The 19,507-nt window shown below is 70.5% G+C and carries 9 protein-coding genes and 2 riboswitches; of the genes, 2 read left to right on the forward strand and 7 right to left on the reverse strand.

Annotated features, from left to right (window positions below; all coding sequences use genetic code 11):
* Positions 1-50: 50 nt before the first annotated feature.
* Positions 51-273, reverse strand: a riboswitch (cobalamin riboswitch).
* The 7 genes from BLU81_RS08945 to BLU81_RS08975 form a co-directional block, all read right to left on the reverse strand.
* Positions 267-1,355 carry a hypothetical protein gene (locus BLU81_RS08945; protein WP_092556802.1) on the reverse strand — a complete coding sequence of 363 codons (1,089 nt, stop codon included), beginning with the start codon at positions 1,353-1,355 and terminating at the stop codon, positions 267-269. It overlaps the preceding riboswitch by 7 nt.
* A 213-nt stretch (positions 1,356-1,568) precedes the next feature.
* Positions 1,569-7,646, reverse strand: coding sequence for a S8 family serine peptidase (locus tag BLU81_RS08950; protein ID WP_092543326.1), 6,078 nt, complete (start codon positions 7,644-7,646; stop codon positions 1,569-1,571).
* Positions 7,647-7,834: 188 nt separating this feature from the next.
* A complete protein-coding gene (locus tag BLU81_RS08955) occupies positions 7,835-10,777 on the reverse strand; it encodes a helix-turn-helix transcriptional regulator (protein WP_092543328.1) in 2,943 nt (980 codons plus the stop codon).
* A 499-nt stretch (positions 10,778-11,276) separates the two neighbouring features.
* Complete coding sequence (locus BLU81_RS08960; RefSeq protein ID WP_157751419.1) at positions 11,277-12,029, reverse strand: ABC transporter permease; 753 nt, start codon at positions 12,027-12,029, stop codon at positions 11,277-11,279.
* A gap of 65 nt (positions 12,030-12,094) precedes the next feature.
* Positions 12,095-13,042: an ABC transporter permease gene (locus BLU81_RS08965; protein WP_092543332.1), complete on the reverse strand. Its 948-nt coding sequence runs from the start codon at positions 13,040-13,042 to the stop codon at positions 12,095-12,097.
* A complete protein-coding gene (locus tag BLU81_RS08970; RefSeq protein ID WP_197686158.1) occupies positions 13,039-14,532 on the reverse strand; it encodes an ABC transporter substrate-binding protein in 1,494 nt (497 codons plus the stop codon). The genes BLU81_RS08965 and BLU81_RS08970 overlap by 4 nt, the downstream gene beginning before the upstream one ends.
* Positions 14,533-14,661: 129 nt before the next feature.
* A riboswitch (cobalamin riboswitch) is annotated at positions 14,662-14,878 on the reverse strand.
* Positions 14,877-15,764, reverse strand: a complete 888-nt coding sequence (locus tag BLU81_RS08975) for an EamA family transporter (protein ID WP_231954318.1) — start codon at positions 15,762-15,764, stop codon at positions 14,877-14,879. (Overlaps the previous riboswitch by 2 nt.)
* 196 nt (positions 15,765-15,960) lie before the next feature.
* Here BLU81_RS08975 and BLU81_RS08980 point away from each other — a divergent pair, with 196 nt between their 5' ends.
* Together BLU81_RS08980 and BLU81_RS08985 are read left to right on the forward strand one after the other, a co-directional pair.
* On the forward strand, positions 15,961-17,925 hold the full coding sequence (locus BLU81_RS08980; RefSeq protein ID WP_231954319.1) for a cytochrome c oxidase assembly protein: 1,965 nt from the start codon (positions 15,961-15,963) through the stop codon (positions 17,923-17,925).
* A 44-nt stretch (positions 17,926-17,969) separates the two neighbouring features.
* On the forward strand, positions 17,970-19,346 hold the full coding sequence (locus BLU81_RS08985) for a sensor domain-containing phosphodiesterase (RefSeq protein ID WP_092543336.1): 1,377 nt from the start codon (positions 17,970-17,972) through the stop codon (positions 19,344-19,346).
* Positions 19,347-19,507 lie beyond the last annotated feature (161 nt).

Below are 19,507 nucleotides of genomic sequence, written 5' to 3' on the forward strand. Positions count from 1 at the left end.
AGGGTTCTCACCCCTGGTCCTCCCGAGAGACCGCCGGCGGCGCACACCGTCCGGCGTACGCGGTGCTGGCAGGTCTTCGGACTCGCGGGCACGGCTTCGCTTGACGCGGAGCCACCTACTGGCCGTCGCTTCCCAGACCGCGTGCGCGGCCCAGTGCTTGATGACGGCGGTCGTTCCCACTCACCGCTGCGGGGCAGTCCCGGTATCGCACCGGGTTCCCTCTTACGACACCCCGTCTGGCGGACAGGGCGAACCAACACCACCGGTCAGGTTACCGCGCCCGGAATCGTCGGCACGACATCGATGAAGCTGCAGTAGTGGTAGTAGGGATGGCCCCGTTCGTAGAGGGCACGGAGCCACGGCTGTCTGACCTCGGGCAGCCGGGCCAGAACTCTGAGAAAGGTCGGGCTGTCCGGTAGGAGCCGTTGACCGGGGATCTGGGCCGGCAGTGCCTCGGGCAGAATCGGGACTGACCGTCCGACCGGTTTCGGGTCGCGGTGGAACGCGAGATTGTGCCAGGCGTCCCAGGCCAGCGGGACCGGTTTCACCGGCGCGTTCACCGGCCAGCGGTCGCCGGTCTGTGGATGTACCGGGACGAGGGCGAGGTCACCGACGGCGGCCGGAAGGCCGGGGCCGGCCAGGACCAAGGTGCGCTCCGGCCGGGCGCCGGCCGGCCCGATGAGACGGTCGAGGACGGGCCGGAAGATCACGGCGACCCGCTGATCCGCGATCAGGATCGGGTCGCCGTCCGAGGCGGCCAGCAGATGCGCCAGTGCCGAGGCCACGGCGGGCTCCCACACCGGGTGCCAGAAGCCGTTCGGTTCGGTCGGCGCAATGCCGGGCCGCTCATCGATCAGTTCCGTCCAGCCGAGCACCGGGTAGGGGCCGGGTCCGTCGTCGACGGCTCGGGTCGTCCGAGGGTCCAGCCACACCTCCTGCCGTCTTCCGCAGTCGTCGATCCGGAGAGCCACCGGGGTGCCGCAGGTGACGCAGACCATGTTGGGTTCGCTGCCGTCCAGGCCGCAGCACCCGTATTCGCTCAGCAGGGCCGGGTCGATGACGGCGCCGCGGACATCACCCGGAGCCAGCAGCACCCAGTCGGCCGGCCCGTCGGAGACATTGAACCTCGGCGCGTACCAGCCGAGCATCTCGGCCTCACCGGCTTCGAGTTCGGCCCACCGTCGCTGCGGCGAACCGAAGGGCAGCGGATCCACCGCGAAGGTGCCAGGCTCCAGAGGCGGGTCGATCGAACCCGGCCCGTTGTGGTACTTCTGACGCGCGTGAACCGGAAGCGCCACCCTCGACACCGGAACCGTCAGAGCCGATCCGCAGGTCCGGCAGCCGAGAACCGTCAATGTCATCCCCTGTGTGTCGACCGAGGGCCAATCTAGATCACCGTCGAGCCCGGTCTCTTCCCGCGGTTCGAGTCATCCGCGGGCCTCCTGTTCGAACGTATCGACCGCGACGTGGAGTACACCCTCCAGGTTCTGAAGGCTCTTGTCTCTCCGGCAGTGATCAGGCCTCCCCGACGACTTCGTCGGGGAGGCCTGATCACTGGGTGGGTCGGGTCAGAGGCGGGGGTCCTCCTGGATCTTCAGGGCGTTGAGGATCGGGTCGGCCTCGTCCTTCTCGCGGGTGAACACGATTGTCAGGTCGCCGGCGGTGTGTTTGACGGTCACCTTGTTCGTGTCTGCGGTCAGGGTGCCGACCTTCGCCTGCACGTCGTGGTCGTAGAGCACGACCTTGCCGTCGGCCAGCACGTCGAAGGCTCGCTTGCCGGGCTTGAGCTTCTCGAACTCGGCGAAGTCGAGGTCGATCCGGTAGGTCCCGGCCGGGGCGTTCTTGAACACGTAGCTGAACGTCTCGCCGGTCCGCTGGGTGCGGAACAACGCGTCGTCCTCGGTACCGGCGATGGCGGCCTTGGTGGTGCGCGCTTTGCCGCCCACGTAGCCCCAGGAGCGCGAGCCGAGCGCCTGGTCAGGCGACCAGACGACGCCGCCGGTGCCGACGTGTCCAGGGCCGCCGGCGTCGACGTTCTTGCCGTAGGCCGACGTCGCCAGGCGGACCGGCTTGAGCTGGGTCTCGCCCTTGCCGGCGTTCGACGCCACGAGCAGCTCCCCGGACAGTACGCCGGGTTTGATGCCGGTGTTGTCGGCCGTCACCGTGACCGTGGTGGACGTGCCAGCCGGGAGGCTGACCGGGCCGGTCGCGGCCGTGCCTGTGAGGGTCAGCCACGGAAGGTCGGTGGTCTCGCTGATCCGCACCTCTAGCGGGGCGGAGCCGCTGTTGGTGACGGTCACCTCGGCCGTCGCCTTGCGGCCCGCGTCGAGGAGCCAGTCGAGGTTCCCGCTGGTGACGGTGGCGATGCCGGTGGTCAGTGCCGTGTTCCGCACCTCGGCCTGATCCTTCTCGGCGATGGTCACCGCGTGGCCGGTGGTGACGTAGTTCGGTGCCGAGACCTGCACGGTGTTCTCGCCGACCAGCGCCTGGGCCTTCCACCGGCCCTTCACGTCGGTCGTGATGACCCGCTCGCCGAGCGTGACGATCGCGCCCACGATCGGCTTGCCGTCGTTGCGGTCGGTGACCGTTCCTTCGACCGTGCCCGCTGCGGGAAGGCTGTACTCCAGCCCCAGGCCGGTTTTCAGGACGGTCTGGTTGAACGAGTGCTGGATCGCGGGGTTGCGGTTCAGGCTCTCCACCCCGACCGTCGCCGATGAACCCTGGGTCAGCGGGTTGTCGCCGCCGACGCCGTCGCCGTAGCCGATCTGGATCCGGCCGTCGGCGATCAAGGTGACCGAGAAGCTGACCCGAGCGGTCCGGTCACTGTAGAAGGCGACATCGCGCCACTCGACCACCTGAGCGGCCACCCCGTCCACCTCGGTGGTGCCGAAGTAGATGCCCGCCTCGTCGTCGACGACGAGGTCGTCCCAGAACGGGTAGATCGCGTCGATCGGGTACGAGGACGGAAGCGCCGTGTTGCTCCCCAACGTGTAGGCGCGGTCGAAGGTCAGCGTGCCGTTCGTCGTCACGCACACGCCGTCCCAGGCGCCGTCGTAGAACGGCTGCAGGTATCCGGCGTCGAACCACAGCGGGCCACAGAGGTCGTCGCCGTGCCAGCCGGACTCCTGTGTGCCCTGGCGGTAGAGCCCGTCGGTCACCTTCATCGTGTACGAGCGACCGGCGGGCGCCACCGGCACGGGACCGGGGTCCGGCTGCTCGGGCTGGGGTTCCGGCTCCGCCACGTCAGCGCGCGGGTCCAGGGTCACCCGCAGCGCGGCGATGGTCGGGGGCTTCAGGCCCTTCGAACCTCGCAGCTCCACGGTCAGCGGGCCGCCCTCGTGCTGCACGACAGCCTTACGCCAGTCGGCGGTGTTCGGGCCCACGGCGGCGGCCGGATCGTACGCGTAGTCGGTCAGCGCTCCGTCCACGAGCACGTCGAACACCCGCTTGCCCTTGGTCACCTTGTCGATCTCGGCGAACCCGAAGTCGATCGTGTAGGTGCCCTTGGGCGCGTCCGGGAAGCGGTAGAACAGCTGCTTGTCCGTCGTGGTGCGCTGTGACTGGAACAGGGTGTCGTCCGTCGTACCGGCAATCGGGCTCTTCGTGGTGTTGACCTTGGTTTTGCCCTGGTAGGCCTGATCGGCGGACCAGGTGTAGCCGGAGCCGTCGGTGAACTTCGCGCCGCCGGCGTTGACGCCTACCTGGTACTTCGTGGTCGTGAGCGTCACCGGGACGTAGGTCTTGGACTGCCGGCCGGAGTCGGACCGGACCACGATGTTCGCGCCCTGGACTCCGGGCTTGACGCCGTTGGAGGTGATCGAGACCTTGACGGTCGTGGTCTGGCCGGGGGCGAGGGTACCGCCGGTCGCGGAGAGCGACAGCCACGGCAGGTCGGTGAGCAGGTCGTCCTCGACGTCGACGAGCACGACGTCATCGGCGATCTGGTCCGCCGCCCACAGTGCCCCGGTGGCGTCGGTCTCCAGGCCGCCGCCCTGGCCCGCCTTCTGGCCGGGGAACCACCACGCGTTCACCAGCGAACAGTCGACCGGGTCGACCTGCAGCAGCCGGGTGGGCCGGTTCGAGGTGAGATCGGTGTACCAGATCGTGTCCGACGCCTGGTTGTAGGCCAGGCCCATCACCTCGGGCAGCGGCGGGGCACAGAACGACAGCAGCGCGCCCGGCTTGTCGTGCGACGTGCCGGCGACGGTGCCGATCATGCCGTTGCGGCGGCCGCCGACGTAGAAGACGTCCCGCGCCGGGTTGTAGGCGAGACCGGTCAGCTGCAGCGTGGACCAGTCACCCTTGACCTGCCGCGTCTCCTTGCCGGTCTCCCGGTCGAAGCAGTGGATGTAGCTGGCCGGGCTGTCCTCCATCTGGCACATGTCACCGGTCTTGGTGTCCAGGGCCATGTCGAACGCCCGGTACGCGGGGTTCCACGACGCGTCGAAGACCTTCCCGGTCTTCTTACCGGTCACCGTGTACGCGGTGTTGGTCCGCTTGTCGTAGTCGTGGACCCAGACGTCGCCGTCGTATCCGATGCCGGAGGGTTCCTTCTCCGCGATCGTGCCGGAGATGGGGATCCGGGTGATGACGTCACCGCCGGAAGTCGCGCCGACCTTGGCGACCGCCTGCGCTTCCGCGGCGCTCGAGGTGGCCGGCTTGCCGTCGACGTCCGACGCCTTCATGCCGCTCGCACCGGCTTTCCACGCGGCGAGGTCGACCTTGCCGGTGCGTGCGGTGATATCGGCGGCGTCGAGTTCGGGATGCCGGGCGGCCTCACCCAGATGGTACGTGAGGGGCGCGGAACCGTTGTTCGTCAGCGTGAGTGAGCCCACGCCGTTCTGATCGGTGCCCAGCAGCGCGTCGAGGCCGTCGCCCTTCAGCCCGGCGGCGCCCGTGGTCAGGCGTACGCCGATCTCGGCCTTCGCATAGAGCTGCGTCAGCGAGAAGGGATACGTCGCGGTCGTGTAGTTCGGCGCCTCGACCGTCATGGTGTAACCGCCGGTCGGAAGCTGGCGGTGCACGATGCCGGTCCCGTTGGTGGTGACGGTCTCCACCAGGCCGTTCTCGTTACTGAAGGAGACCTTCGCACCGGCGACCGGCAGCCCGTCGTTCTGGTCGGCCACGGTCGCGTCGAGGTAGCCGAAGTCAGGCATGTCGTACGTGACGATCATGCCGTCCCGCAGGATCGGGGCACTGTCGGAGAACCGGATGCCGTCGACACCGGCCCAGCCCTGGATGCCCGTGACGGCGTGCTTGCCGGCGGTCACCGGGTCGTCGGAGCCGATGCCGTCGCCGTACCCGAAGATCATGGTGCCCGAGCGGGTGAGCGTGGCCGAGAAGTTGACCGGCTCGGAGTACTCCGACCGGGTCGGATAGGACCAGAGCCGCGCGTTGCGGTACTCGACGACGAACGCGTCCTCGCCGTTGACCTTGGTGGCCGCGGTGAAGACACCACCGCCGGTGGCGAACTGGACCGGGGTCTGGACGTACAGCGGGAAGATGCCCGCGCCGCCGTAGCCGGGTCCGGTGCTGCCGTCCGGGGCGATGACGCCGCGCAGGCCGATGCCGAGGGTGTCGTGGCTGCCGTTGTAGAGCGCGATCGGGAACGGCAGCTTCACCGTGGTCCACACCCCGCTGGGGAAGGCGACCGGTTCGGTGCCGCGCAGGTACTCACCCTCGGTGACGGCGCAGCTGTAGCCGCCCTTGTCGACGATGAGCCCGACCGGGATCTCGGCCGGCTCGTTGTTCGCGCCGACGGTCAGCGGGACCGTGCTGGGCGAGAAGCAGGCGTTGGGCGTGACGGCCAGCTGGTACGCGCCTTCGGGGACGCCGGTGATCGTGAACGCGCCGTCGGCCCCGGTGCGTACCGGCTTCAGCGGCGTGTCCTTGACGGCGACGTCCGCGTTCGGAACCGGCCGCTTCTTGTCATCGACCACCCGGCCGCTGACGTCGTGCCGCGCGGCGGCCGTGAGCGGCAGCTTGACGGAGGTGTCCTGGCCGAGACTGATCGTGACGTCGGCGGTCGCGGTCAGGTAGCCGAAGGCCTTGGTGCTGAGCCGGTAGTCACCGACCGGGAGGTTCGTGGTGAACCGGCCGTCCTCGTCGGTGCCGATCGACCGGCTGAACGGGCCGCTGATCGTCACGTCGGCGGCCGGGACCGGGGTGCCGCCGGCGGTGACGACACCGGTGAGGACGCCGCCCTTGCGGGGCGCGAGTTCCAGCAGGCGGACCAGGTCGAGCCGGCCCTCGCCGTACTTGTTGTTGACCTCGGCGGTGCCACCGCACTCGGTGTCGTCGACGTCGGCGGCCGACTCACCGAGCAGGCGGCGAGTCTCGTCGACCTGCCCGATCAGGGTCGGGTCATAACTCCAGAGGGCCGCGACGGCGCCGGCGACGTGCGGTGCCGCCATCGACGTACCGGACATCTCGATGTAGTTGTTGTTCGGGTAGGACGAACGGACACCGGCGCCCGGAGCGGAGATCTCCGGTTTGATCCGGCCGCTCTCGCCCTCGCCCTTGCGGGAGAACGACGCGAGTGTGCCGTCCGACTGGTAGGCACCGACCGCGTAGGCGCTCTCGGCGGAACCGGGCGAGGAGACCGTGTCGCAGGCCGCGAACGGCGAGGTGTTCCCCGACGACCAGACGCTGAAGATTCCGGCGGCGGTCCAGGCCTCGTCGATGGCCCGGAAGAAGGTGTTGAAGTCGTGTTCGGCGTTCTGGCCCCACGAGTTGTTGACGACGTGCGGGCGCTTGGCCGGATCCGGGTTGTTGCCCTGGACGTCGGTCGGCGCGAGCAGCCACCAGCCGGACCGCAGCAGCGACTCGACACCGGAGTCACTGCAGCAGCCGTCCGTCGCGATCCACTGCGCGTCCGGTGCGACACCGACGTGGTTGGTGCCGTCGTCGCCGACCATGGTGCCCATGGTGTGCGTGCCGTGCCCGTCGTCGTCACAGGGCGCACTCGTGCACGAGCCCCGGGTGGCCATCCAGTTGTAGTTGTGGTCGACGGTGCCGTCGGCCTTGGTGCCCCGGTACTGGTCTTTCAGGGCCGGGTGGTCGAACTGCACGCCCGAGTCGAGGTTGGAGACGGTGATACCGGCTCCGGTGGCGCCCATCGCCCACGCCTGCGGGGCGTGGATGGACTCCAGGCCCCACGTGACGGTGCCGTCCTCGGCCACCGCGGACCGCTCGGTGCTGATCTTCTCGTCCACCGGTTCGACCAGCGCGACCTGCGGTGTCGCGTGGATCTCGGCGACCTGCGCCCGCGACGCCATGTCGAGGGCGAGCTTCTCGGTGCCGCCCTTGACGAGCACCGCGTTGGCGATCGGGTAGGAGGTGTACTTGACGCCGGCCCGGTCGAGTTCGGCGGAGACGGCGGCGGTGGACTGTTTCGCCGCCGCGGTCAGCGCGTCGTAGACGAACCGGCCACGAGCCGCCCAGTCGGTGATCTTCCGCGCCGGTGCGAGGTCGGCTCCGGTCTCGAAGGTGATCCAGAAATCGGAGGACGGCTGCGTGCGGAAACGATCCGTGAGGGTCGGTGAGATCTTGCCGAGATCAGGATCTTCCGCGTACGCCGGGAGGGGCTGGAGCATGCTGAGGCCGACCGTGATGGCCAGCGTCGCCGCGAGGGTTTTGAGTCTCATGGGTCTCTTCCGCCTACAGGGGTTGGTAGGGGTCGTGGCTCTCGTGGTCGTCGGCCTCGTGGGCCTCGTCCGTCTCGTCCTCAGGGGGAGACGGGTACTCGACGCCGGAGTCGTCGGGTTGCTCAGACATGCATCGGCCGATAGCTATGGATCATGCAGCCATGCTCGGGCCGGACGAGGGGTCTTAGCTATCCGGCGGATACGTCAAAAAACACGCCGGCCTCGACTGCCTTGACCGCGAGCGCGGTCCGGGAGCTCACCTTCAGCTTGCGCATCGCCGCGCGCAGTTGCTGATCCACGGTGGCCGGAGACTTCGACAGGATCCGGCTGATCTCCCGGTTCGTCTTGCCCGCCACGACCAGCTGGACCACGTCGAGTTCGCGCGGGGAGAGCTCGTCGCCGTACCCGCGCCGGCCGCCACGCCACAACCGTGGAACCTCGGCGCCGTGCTCGCGCAGCCGCTGGGCGACCCGGTCCGCGTCACCGCGGGCACCGAGCCGGAACAACTGCTCGTACTGCGCCGCCAGCAACTCGCGGCCCGGCTCGATCCTGCCCTGCGCCAGCAGCGCCTCGGCCTGCCGCTCGCGGGCACGCAGGGCGTCGTAGGGACGTGGCAACGCACTCCACGCGCGCGCCGCCCGGTCGAAGGCCGTCGCCGCCCGCGAGTGGTCGCCGGCCGCGGCGAGCAGCAGAGCACGGCACCCGGCGAGCGCGGCCCGAGGCGCGGGCGCCGTCCGGCCACGCAGCCCCCGGGCGAACCGGCCGACCAGGCGGGTCGCCTCCGCCGGGTCACCGAGGGCGAGAAGCGCCTCGACCCGGGCCGGCACGAGATCGGTCGCCCAGACCCAGACACCCTTGCGTTGTACGGTGTCCATCGGCTCGTCCGTGACCCGCAGCGCCCGGCGGCTGTCCCCGTCGATCAGCCACAGTCTGGCCAGCGCGGCGGCGGCCTCCATCGTGTCATCGGCCGCGCCGAGCCGGGCCGACTCCTCCAGGACCAGCCGGAACTGCTCCTCCGCCGCACGCCGCCGTCCGGCCGCGGCTGCCAGCCGGGCAGCCAGGCGTACACTGCCGAGGTAATGTGCCGGCCGGTCCCGGTCGGCGTCGGCGAGTGCCGCGCTCGTCTCGGCGAGACCGTCCCACCGGCCGGTGTTCCACGCCAGGTTGGCCTGTTCGAGGCGGACGTTGTGCTGCAATCGCGACGCCCGCTCGGCCTCGGCCAGGCGCATGGCCACCGCGAGGTGCTCCTCGGCGTCGGCGTACCGGCCCCAGATCAGCGCCCCGGTACCGACATTCACGTGGATGCGCGCCACATCGAGACGCTCCGCCGCCGTCGTGCCGTCGACGGGCAGACCGGCGACGACGTCCCAGGCCTCCTGTTCACCCAGCATGAGCAACGCCGCGGCCCGGTTCCCGGCCAGGTTCAGCCGCTGCGCGGGGGAGTCGATCCGGGCGGTCAGTTCAGCGGCGCGATCCAGCCAGCGCCGGTGTGTCGAAGCCGGCCACGGTCCCGCGTACGCCCAGCCCAGGTAGGTCATCGCCCGGGCCGCCTCGACCGGGTCGTGATCGAGACCGGCCACCGCCTGCTCCAACTCACTGAGCGCGGCCTGCGCCTCGCCCCCGGTGATCAGCAACCGGCCCAGGGGATTGCGGATCTCGGCCTGCTGACGAGCCGACAGGCCGGGGGTCTCCAACACCGAGCGCAGAGTACGGATCACCCGGTGGTAGACCTGGTCGACCGGTTCCCGGCGGCCCAGCGCGGCGACCCCGGCGAAACTCGCGACACGCGCCCGGTCCACCGGCGGCAGCACGGCCCACGACAGCAGGTCGACCAGCAGATCGACCGCCTTGGTGTGGTCACCCGAGGCCATCGCCAGTTCGGCGCCCTGTTCGGCGTACCGCGCCCAGGATGTCTTCTCCCCGGCCTCGCGGAAGTGATGGGCGAGCCGCGCCACCGGCGGGGGACGCAGGTGTTCCAAGGCCCGGCCGGCCAGCAGGTGGAAGTGCCGGCGCTCGGTCAACGGGATCGCCTCGTAGACGGCGGTGGCGGCCAGCACATGCCGGAACCGCCAGCGGTCGCGGTCGTCCCCGTCGAGGACACCGGCGACGGCCGTCTCCGTGACGGCACCCCGGCACACGGCCGGTGACAGGTTGGCGGTCATCGCGATCGTCGCCACCGAGGAACGCTCGGAAAGGGTGGCCGCCGCGCGCAACACCTGCTGCGCCGTCGGCGACAGACGGCTCACCCGCTCCCGGGTGGAGTCGCGCACCGTCGGCGGAACCCGTAGCTCACGCAACTTCAGCCGGACCCACTGTCCATCGCGGAAGACCAGGTCGGCGCGGTCACACATGAGGCGGACCGACTCCTCCACCGCGAGGGGGACACCGCCGGTCCGGTCGTGCAGGAACGTGGTGAACTCCTGCGAGATCGGCTTGCCGTCCAGCATCGAGGACACCAGCGTCGCGGTGTCGCCGGGTTGCATGGGCGCCAGGGCGATCCGCAGTTGGGTCACACCGGCGGGCAACCGGGACGTCAGCCGCAGCAACAACGAACCGTCGGCGACCTCCTCCGGCCGGTACGAGATCACCAGGCTGAGGCCGTCCGGCTTCTGCCGGGAGATGACGAACAGCAGGAACTCCAGGGTCACCTCGTCGGCCCAGTGCGCGTCCTCGAGCACGAGAACGTCGACACTCAGAGCCCGGAGCAGCTCGTCCAGGGCTCGGAACAGGCGATGCCGGGCCGCTTTCGCATCGTCCAGAGGTGGCAGTGCGGGCGGCAGGTTCGACGACCACTCCGGGAACAGGGGCCGTAACGCGCCCGCGAGTTCGGTGAGCCGTTCGCGGGGCACCGGGCGCTCGATCCCGAGGAACGCGTCGACGATCGGCCCCAGCGTCAGCGACTCACGAAGCGGCGGGCACATCGACACCAGGACGGTACGCCGGTCCGGCGCGGCCAGCCATTCGCGCAGCAGCCGGCTCTTGCCGATCCCCGCCTCACCTTCCACCAGCACGATCGCCGGAGGCCGGGCCAGGGCGCCCCGCAGAGCCGCCATCTCCCGCTCACGCCCGACGAAACGGGGCGTGGAAACGGCCGGCGAGGTCCCGTCGTCCTCGGGCGAGGGATCGAGCATGCGTGATGATCTCGCTTCCGGACCCCCACGCACAAGCCCGTCCCGGCGACCGGCCAGTCCCCGGGACGGCGCGCCCCATCTCTGGTCTCGGCATCTCCGGAAACAGCGGTTCTACCGATGGATGTGTTTGAAGGCTCGTAGAGGCGAACCTGGTTCGGAGCGTGGACGTACTCTCTCGAAACGTTGTCTGTTCGGGGGAAGGTCTGGTCATGGGTGTTCCGGAGGTGTTCGTAGACCCTGACGGCTTGCGGGATGTGGGGCGTGATGTCGGTGTGGGGTTGCGGGACGCTGAGTACGTGCTTGCCCGTGAGGGTGACGCTCAACAGCGGGCAAGCGCCGGAGGACGTGCGATGACGACGAGAACGAAGATGCCGGGGTCCTGGCCGCCAAGACTTCCGACGGTTTCGCCCTCGACCTGGAATCGACAAGTGGTCAGGGATTCGCGGTGATCATCCACTCGGCCTGTTTCGAGCGGCCGTGACAGTGACTCGGGAGACGGCTACGGCACGGCCGAGTGCGCGGGTCTTCGGGAGCTGACCAGGCGGCGGCCGGTGACGGTGGCCAGGGTTGCGGTCAGGACCACGGCCAGGGCTGGGGCCAGGACCAGGTGGGGAGCGTCGAACAGGTGGTTGCGGCCCTCGGCGACCATCGCTCCCCACTCGGGGTCCGGTGGCTGCACGCCCAAGCCCAGGAACGACAGACCGGAGACGGTCAGCAGTGTGCCGGCGAAACGTAGCAGCAGGTGGGCGAAGAGTGGGCCGCTGATGTTCGGGGTGATCTCCCGGAAGATCACATGGAACGGGCCGGCGCCTAAGGAACGGGCGGCGATCACGTACTCGCGGGCCTTCTCGGCGACGGTCAGGTGGTAGGCCTGCCGGGCGAACGGGGTCCAGCCGACGGCGCAGACCGCGGCCAGGATGGACGGCAGTCCGGGACCCAGGACGGCGGCGGCGATCAGGCCGACCAGGATGGTGGGCAGGGCGGCCAGCAGGTCGGCGATGCGGGGGACGAACCGGCCGAGCGGGCCGCCGATCATGGCGGCTGTCATGCCCGCCACGGTGCCGGTGACCGACGTGACCAGCAGGGTCGCCATGGTCAGGCCGAGGGTGAGGCGGGCGCCGGCGAGCAGGCGGGCGGCGACGTCCCGGCCTAGCTGGTCGGTGCCGAGCGGGTGATTCAAGGACGGGGACGCCAGTACGGCGGTGTAGTCGGCGGCGAGCGGATCCGGCAGCACCAGAGCGGCGACGACCAACAGCGCGCCAGCGGTGACAGTTGCCAGAAGGAACCGTAGACGAGTTACCCGAAGAGGCGGGGGCTTCATCGGTCCGCCGTGTGCTGGCGCGCCACCGGATCAAGGGCCAACTGGGCTACTTCGGAGAGCGCCCCGGCAACCAGGGCCACGGCTATCACGGCGAGGGTTCCGGCCTGGACGATCGGCAGGTCCTGGGCCAGCACCGCGTCGTAGAGCAGCCGGCCGAGCCCGGGGATCCCGAACACCACCTCGACCACCACCGACCCGCCGATCAGCCCGGCCACGAACATCCCGGTCAGTGACAGCACCGACGTGGTGGCCAGGCGGGCACCGTGCCGCCACAGCACCGGCCCGGCGGGCAGGCCTTTCGCGCGGGCGATCAGCACGTGCGGGCGCTGCAGAGCGGTCACGGTCTCGGCGCGGACGAGCTGCGCGGTGAGGGCGGCCGGGTAGACGGCCAGGGTCAGCACCGGCAGTGCCAGGTGCGCGGGGGTGCCCCAGCCGATCGCGGGCAGCAGACCGGCGCGCACCGACAGCGCCAGCACGAGCAGCGGCGCGAGGACGAACTCCGGCACCGACACCCCGACGATGCCGGCGCCGGTGACGATCCGGTCGAGGAGAACGTTCGGTCTACGAGCGGCGTACACCCCGGCCGGCACCCCCACCAGCAACGCCACCACCAGCGCGACGACCGTGATCGTCGCGGAGACCAGCAGCGCCTCGCCGACCTGAGGGCCGACCGGAGTACGGGTGACGAACGACAACCCGAAGTCCCCGCGCACCGCCGCCCCCAGCCACCGCAGGTACTGCTCGACGACCGACCCGTCCAGCCCGAACTCGGCGGCCACCCGGGCCTCGGTGGCCGGGTCGGGAACGGCCGAGGCGGTCCGGGCCCGCAGGACCGTCCGGACCGTGTCGGCCCCGGTGAGCCGCGGTAACGCGAACACCAGGACCGATGCGGCGAGTAACCCGAATGGCAGCAGCGGGAGCCGCCGCAGCAGCAGAACCGTCACCCGGCGGGTTTCAGCTGCGGCAGGACCGGCCGGACACCCAGCGGGTCGGGGGTGAATCCGGTGACGCCACGGGTTCCGGCGGTGTTGTTCGGGTGCACGATCATCACGCCGGCGGCCTGGTCGGTGAGGATGCCCGCGGCCTGGGTGAACACCTTCTGCCGGGCGGTCACGTCACTGGTGGTGGCCAGCGTGCCGACCAGGGTGTCGAACTCCGGCGAGCAGAAGTGGTCGATGTTGTAGCTGCCCTTGCACGTGTAGTCCGAGGTGAGGACGCTGGCGGCGTCGGCGAAGTCGGACAGGTAGCTGCGCGAGTTCAGGAACATGTCGAAGTCACCGGCGAGCACCTTCGGCTCCTGCGCCGAATAGTCACCGACCGTCACCTCGACCTTGATGCCGGCTTCCCCGAGCATCGACTGGATGGCGGTGGCGAGCACCGGCATCTCCGGACGGTTCGGGAACGTCCAGAGCCGTACGGTCAGCGGCTTGCCCGGCCCGTACCCGGCCTGGGTCAGAAGGCTTTTGGCCTCGGCGAGGTCGGCGGCGGGCGGCGGGACCCGCGAACCCCACGGCACGGCGGTGCCGAACAGGTCGGCGGCCGGTGTCGCGGCACCTTGCAGGACCTGGGCGGCGAGGGTCGGCCGGTCGATCGCGGCGGTGACCGCCCGGCGTACCCGCAAGTCGTTGAAAGGTTCTGCGCTCTGGTTGAGGAGCAACTCGACGGTGCGCGCGGCGGGATAGGCGGTCACCGCGCCCCCGGCGGCCTCGACCTGGGCGGTGGCGGCGTGCGGCAGGCCCTCGGCGAACTGCACATCCCCGGACTGCAGGGCCAGCGCCCGGCTCTGCGGGTCGGTCACATAACGCACCGTCACCTTGCTGGCGGCCGGCGCGGCACCCCAGTAGGCGTCGTTGCGCTCCAGCACGGCCGAGTCGGCGCCGTTGACGGCCGACAAGACATAAGGGCCGGTTGCGGTACGAACGACCTGTGGCTGTCCACCCGCCGCGTACGCCGAAGGCGCCAGAATCCCGAGGTTTCCACTGCTCATCCGCAGCGGCAGCACCGGATCGGCCATGCTCGTGCCGATCAGCACCGCACCGGCCCCGTCGGCTTCGACGGTCAGGCCGATGTCACGGACCGCACGCGGCGGCGCGGACACCGTGGAGATGTAGGTCAGCGCGGTGACCACGGCGTCCGCGGTCAGCGGCGTGCCGTCGTGGAACGTGACCCCGTCACGCAGTGTGAACCGCCAGATCTTCGGGTCGGCGGTCTGTTCCCACCCGGTGGCCAGGCCGGGTGCGGGCTGTGCCGACGCGTCGACACTGGTCAGGGTCTCGGCGACACCGAGAGTCATCAGCAGGGCGCCGTCGTCGGCGTCGAAGGCGTACGCGGACCGGGGCGGGAACTGCATCGCCACCGCGATCTCGCCGTTGACCGTCGTCACCGGGGCGGCACCGCCGGAGCAGGCGGCCAGTGTCAGTGCGAGAACCGTCACAGCGGCTGGCCGCAGGCGGGCTGGGAGTTTCACGAAGACCTTTTCCCTCGAAGTGGCCGACGGGCACACGACAGGAAGGGCTCGTCACCCCCTTGGTCATCCCGAGAGACCGCCGGCGGCGCACACCGTCCGGTGTGCGCAGTGCCGGCAGGTCTTCGGACTCGTGGGCGCGGATGTGTTCCAGCCACCTATTGGCCGTCGCTTCCCAGGCCGCATGGGCGGCCCAGTGCTCGATGACGGCGGTCGTTCCCACTCACCGCTGCGGGGCAGTCCCGGTTTCACACCGGGTTCCCTCTTGCGACACCCCACCTGGCGGGCAGGGTGAACCAGCACCGCGGCACATGCTACCGGTGAAGATCAGCACCTGGAAACGGGTCAGGCGGCCAGGCACGCCACCCCGACCAGCGCGGCGAACACCCGCAGAGGTGTACGGCCGGGAGCCGCTCCCGCAACAGCACGGCGTTGAGCAGTACCGTGACCGCCGGATAGAGGGAGGAGACGACAGCCGCGGCACCGACGGCGACCCCGGCCGCGGCCACGGCGAACGCGCCGTCCGCGACCGTCTCCAGCACGCCGACCCCCACGGGCAGCAGCCAGGGCGAGCCGGTGCCGCGCGGCATCCGGATCCGTCGCCGGACCAGGGCCTCGGTGAGTAGCAGCAGACCCGCGATCCCGCCGGCGAGCCGGACATAAGCGGTGGCGATGTACGGATCGTCGGGCGCCGCCTCGTGCACGAGCACGAAGAACGTGCCGAAGCAGAGTGCCGCCCCGCCCGCACACCAGGCCGCCCGCCACCGGGCCCGCCGTCCCGCGCGATCTCCGGCGGGCCAGGACGCGCAGGTCATCCCGGCCATCGCGGCGACCGCCCCGAGGATGCCGCCCGCGCTGAGCCGTTCGCCGTGCAGCAGGCCCCAGGCGACCGGGATGAGCGCCGCACCGGCCGCGACCGGGGCGACCACGGCCAGTGATCCGTCGCGCATCGCCCGGTAGACCAGGCCCATGCCCGGTACGGAGAGTGTGCCCGCGACGGCGCTGATCACCAGTAGCCGCGGATCGGTGGGCAGCGGACCGTCCCGGACGGCCAGGTAGACGAGAGCCAGCACCAGGCCGGTCAGCTGGGCTCCGATCAGGACGGCGCGGACCGGTAGCCGCCGCGCGCCGACCCCGGCGAGAAAGTCGGAGAAGCCCCATCCGGTGGCGGCGATGCCCGCCAGTGCCAATGTCCAACTCAACGCTGTGTGACGCCCCGCAATCCCGGCAGTTCTCGGCGGGCTCGGTGCGGCCGGAACGCGGCGAGCCGCATCCATTGACGGATCCGCCCGCCGACAGATGATTGACACCGGAATGACGCACCTCACGCCAGGGCCGGGAACCAGCCGGGCCCGGAAACCGACCAACACGGCGTTGCCGCAGGGTCAGGGGTGGAAAGTGAAGTCAAGAACACGGTCGGTCACGGCGCTGGTCGCCGGGACGGCCGCGGTGGTGCTGGTGCCCGCGCTGATGTTCGCCGGGGGAGTGGACACCACCGTCATCCCCGGCCTGCCCGACGCCGGGCCGGTCACCCCGTGGGCGTTGCCGGTGGTCACCACCCTGTCCGACCTGCTGGCGGTGCTGCTCGCCGGAGTGCTGGTGACGGCCGCGTTCCTGCTGCCCGGCGACGGTCCCAGCGTCTCCGCGCACGGCTGGCAGCTGCTGCGCCGGGCCACCTGGCTGGCCGCTGCGTGGCTGCTGGTCGTGGTCGCGCGGATCCTGTTCAGCGTCTCCGACGTGCTCGGCGTGCCGGTGCCGGAACTCGGGGTCCAGCCGGTCGCCGGGTTCGCCCTGTCCATCTCGCAGGGGCAGGCCCTGATGTGGCAGGCCGGGCTGATCCTGCTGGTGGTGGTGCTCAGCCGGGCCGGGCTGTCGCGCGGGCTGGCCGCCGTCACCACGATCCTCGCCCTGGTGGCGATCGTGCCGCCCGTGTTCACCGGGCACGCCGCCGGTGCCGGGGACCACCAGCTCGCGGTGTCGAGCCTGGTACTGCACGTGCTCGCCGCGACCCTCTGGATCGGCGGCCTCGGCGGGCTGCTGCTGGTGCGCCGGGCCCGGGCGTTCCCGGAGGCGGTCGCCCGCTACAGCCGCCTCGCGCTGGCCTGTCTCATCGTCACGGCGGTCAGCGGTGCCGCGAACGCGGCGGTGCGACTCGGTGCCTGGTCAGAGCTTTTCGGGAGCCGGTACGGGTTACTCGTACTCGCCAAGGTCCTGGCTCTGGGTCTGGTGGGTCTGATCGGCGCGCTGCACCGCGCCCGCACCCTGCCCGCCCTGCGAACCGGCCGCCCGCGTGCCTTCCTGCGCCTGGCGGTGGGGGAACTCGTGGTCCTCGGCGCCGCGATCGGCTTGGCCGTGGCCCTGTCCCGCAGCCCCGCCCCGCAGTCGGAGGTCGCCGACCTCGACCCGCTGACCGAACTGCTCGGCTTCCCCGCCCCGCTCCCGCCGACCGGGCTGCGGATGCTCGGCGACCCACTGCCCGACATGTTCATCCTTTCGCTCACGGTCGCCGGCATCGCCGCTTACCTCATCGGTGTCGTACGTCTGCGCAAGGCCGGACACCACTGGCCGCTCGCCCGCACCGCCTCCTGGACCGGCGGCCTGCTGCTGCTCGCCGCGATCACCTGCCTCGGCGTCGCCCGCTACGCGTATGTGCTGTTCAGCGTGCACATGATCCAGCACATGGTGCTGTCGATGGTGGTGCCGATCCTGCTTGTCGGCGGCGCCCCGGTCACCCTGGCGTTGCGGGCGCTGCGCCGCCCCGCCGACCCTCGGGTCCGGGGCCCCCGCGAATGGCTGCTGATCGTCCTGCACAGCCGGGCCGCCCGGCTGTTCACCCATCCGCTGGTGGCGCTCGGTATCTACGTGGCCAGCCTGTACGGCCTGTACTTCAGTGACCTGCTCGGCATCCTGATGCGCTACCACCTCGGTCACCTCGCGATGATCGCGCACTTCGTGATCGCCGGATACCTACTGTTCTGGGTGCTGATCGGCACCGACCCGGGCCGCCGCCGGATCCACCCGGCCCTGCTGGTGATGGTGCATTTCCTGGCGATGGTGGCGCACGCCTTCTTCGGGTTCGTGCTGCTGCAGTCGGCCACGATCATCGGCCTGGACTGGTACGCCGCCGTGCACCCCGCCTGGGCCCAGCCGCTGCTCGACGACCAGCGTCTCGGTGCCGGGCTGGCCTGGGCGTTCGGTGAACTGCCCGCCGCGGCGATCCTGCTGGTCCTGGTCCGGCAGTGGATCCGCAGCGACGAACGCGAACAGGCCCGCACCGACCGGGCCTCGGACCGGGCCGTCGCCGCGGGGGAGGACGACGAACTGGCACGTTATAACGCCTATCTCGGTTCTCTTCCCGAATAGGTACTCAGGTGGCAGACCGGTTGACCGATTCTCACGGCGTGCCCATGTTCTCGATCAGGTCCGCCGCCGACGGCACCCGCCGGGCGCTGTCGTCGGCCATCGTCGTGCTGACGATCAGCTCGCTGCTCTCCCTGGGCCACTACCTGGGTGACTGGTACGACGTCCTGGCCGGCGGCGGCACCCCGAAGCTCCATGACTGGGTGGCCCTCGCCGGAATGTTGTGGCTGCTCGTGGTCGCGGCCACGGTGCGCCGCCTGATGCGGGTGCACCGCGACCTGGCCGAGACGGCCCAGACCGCCACCGAGGCCTTCCACGACGCCGCCTCCAGCGCCCAGGGCTGGGTGTGGCGGATCGACACCGACTATCGGTACACCTACTCCAATCCGGCCGTCGAGGCCATGCTCGGGTACCGCCCCGACCAGATCATCGGCAACCGTTCGATCGACCTGTTCTTCCTGCCCGAGGACCAGGCCGCGATCAGGACCGAAGTCAACGCCAGCCGGGTGAGCAACGGCTGGCAGAACCGGGAGTCCCGGATGCTGCACCGCGACGGCAGCATCCGGCACGTCCGCAGCAGCGCCACCGCCGTCCACGACCGTGACGGCCGGCTCATCGCCTACCAGGGTTCCACCGCTGACATCACCGCCGAATACATCGCCCGGACCGCCGCCGAAGCCGCGACCGCACACCAGACCGGCATGCGCGACCGCACCGTCCGGGCCCTGCGCGACCCGGCCGCCCTGCAGATCCTGTTCCAGCCCATCCACGACCTGCACACCGGGCGGATCGCCGGGTACGAGGCGCTGTCCCGGTTCGCCGGCACCCCCTACCGCACCCCCGACGTCTGGTTCGCCGAAGCGTGGCAGGCCGGCCTCGGCATCGACCTCGAACTGCATGCGATCACCTTGGCCGTACGCCAGCTCGAGCTCATGCCGCCGACCGCCTACCTGTCGGTCAACGCCGCACCCCAGACCATCCTCGACGACCGTTTCGCCGCACTGCTCACCGGACTCGGCCCGGACGCCGCCCGCATCGTCGTAGAAGTCACCGAACACGCCGCCGTCGCCGACTACGACACCCTGGCCGCCGCCGTCCAGCGTCTTCGCCGCACCGGAGTCCGCTTCGCCGTCGACGACACCGGCGCCGGCTACGCCTCCATGCAGCACGTCCTGCGCCTGCGCCCCGACGTGATCAAACTCGACCGTGGCATCGTCGCCGGCATCGACCTCGACGTGGCCCGCCAGGCCCTGGCCACCGCGATGGTCACCTTCGCCGCCTCCCTCGGCATGAGCGTCGTCGGCGAAGGCATCGAGACCGCCGGCGAACTGGCCGCCCTCACCCAGGCGGGCGTCCGCAACGGCCAGGGCTACTTCCTGGGCCGTCCGGCCCCGTTGACCCCGGCCTACGAGAACGCCGCGTGAGCGGCCGGGGTCAGCCTTCGCGACCTTCAGTCATGAACGCCGTCGCCGTGCCCCGCCGGGAACCCGGACGTCCACGGCAACACCGTCGTGTGGGACGCAGGCAGTAGCCGACCCTTGTGCGGGACGCGTACCCCTTGACGGGCTACTTGCATTTTGCAAGC

Origin of the sequence: Actinoplanes derwentensis (assembly GCF_900104725.1) — a bacterium.
Lineage (GTDB): Bacteria > Actinomycetota > Actinomycetes > Mycobacteriales > Micromonosporaceae > Actinoplanes > Actinoplanes derwentensis.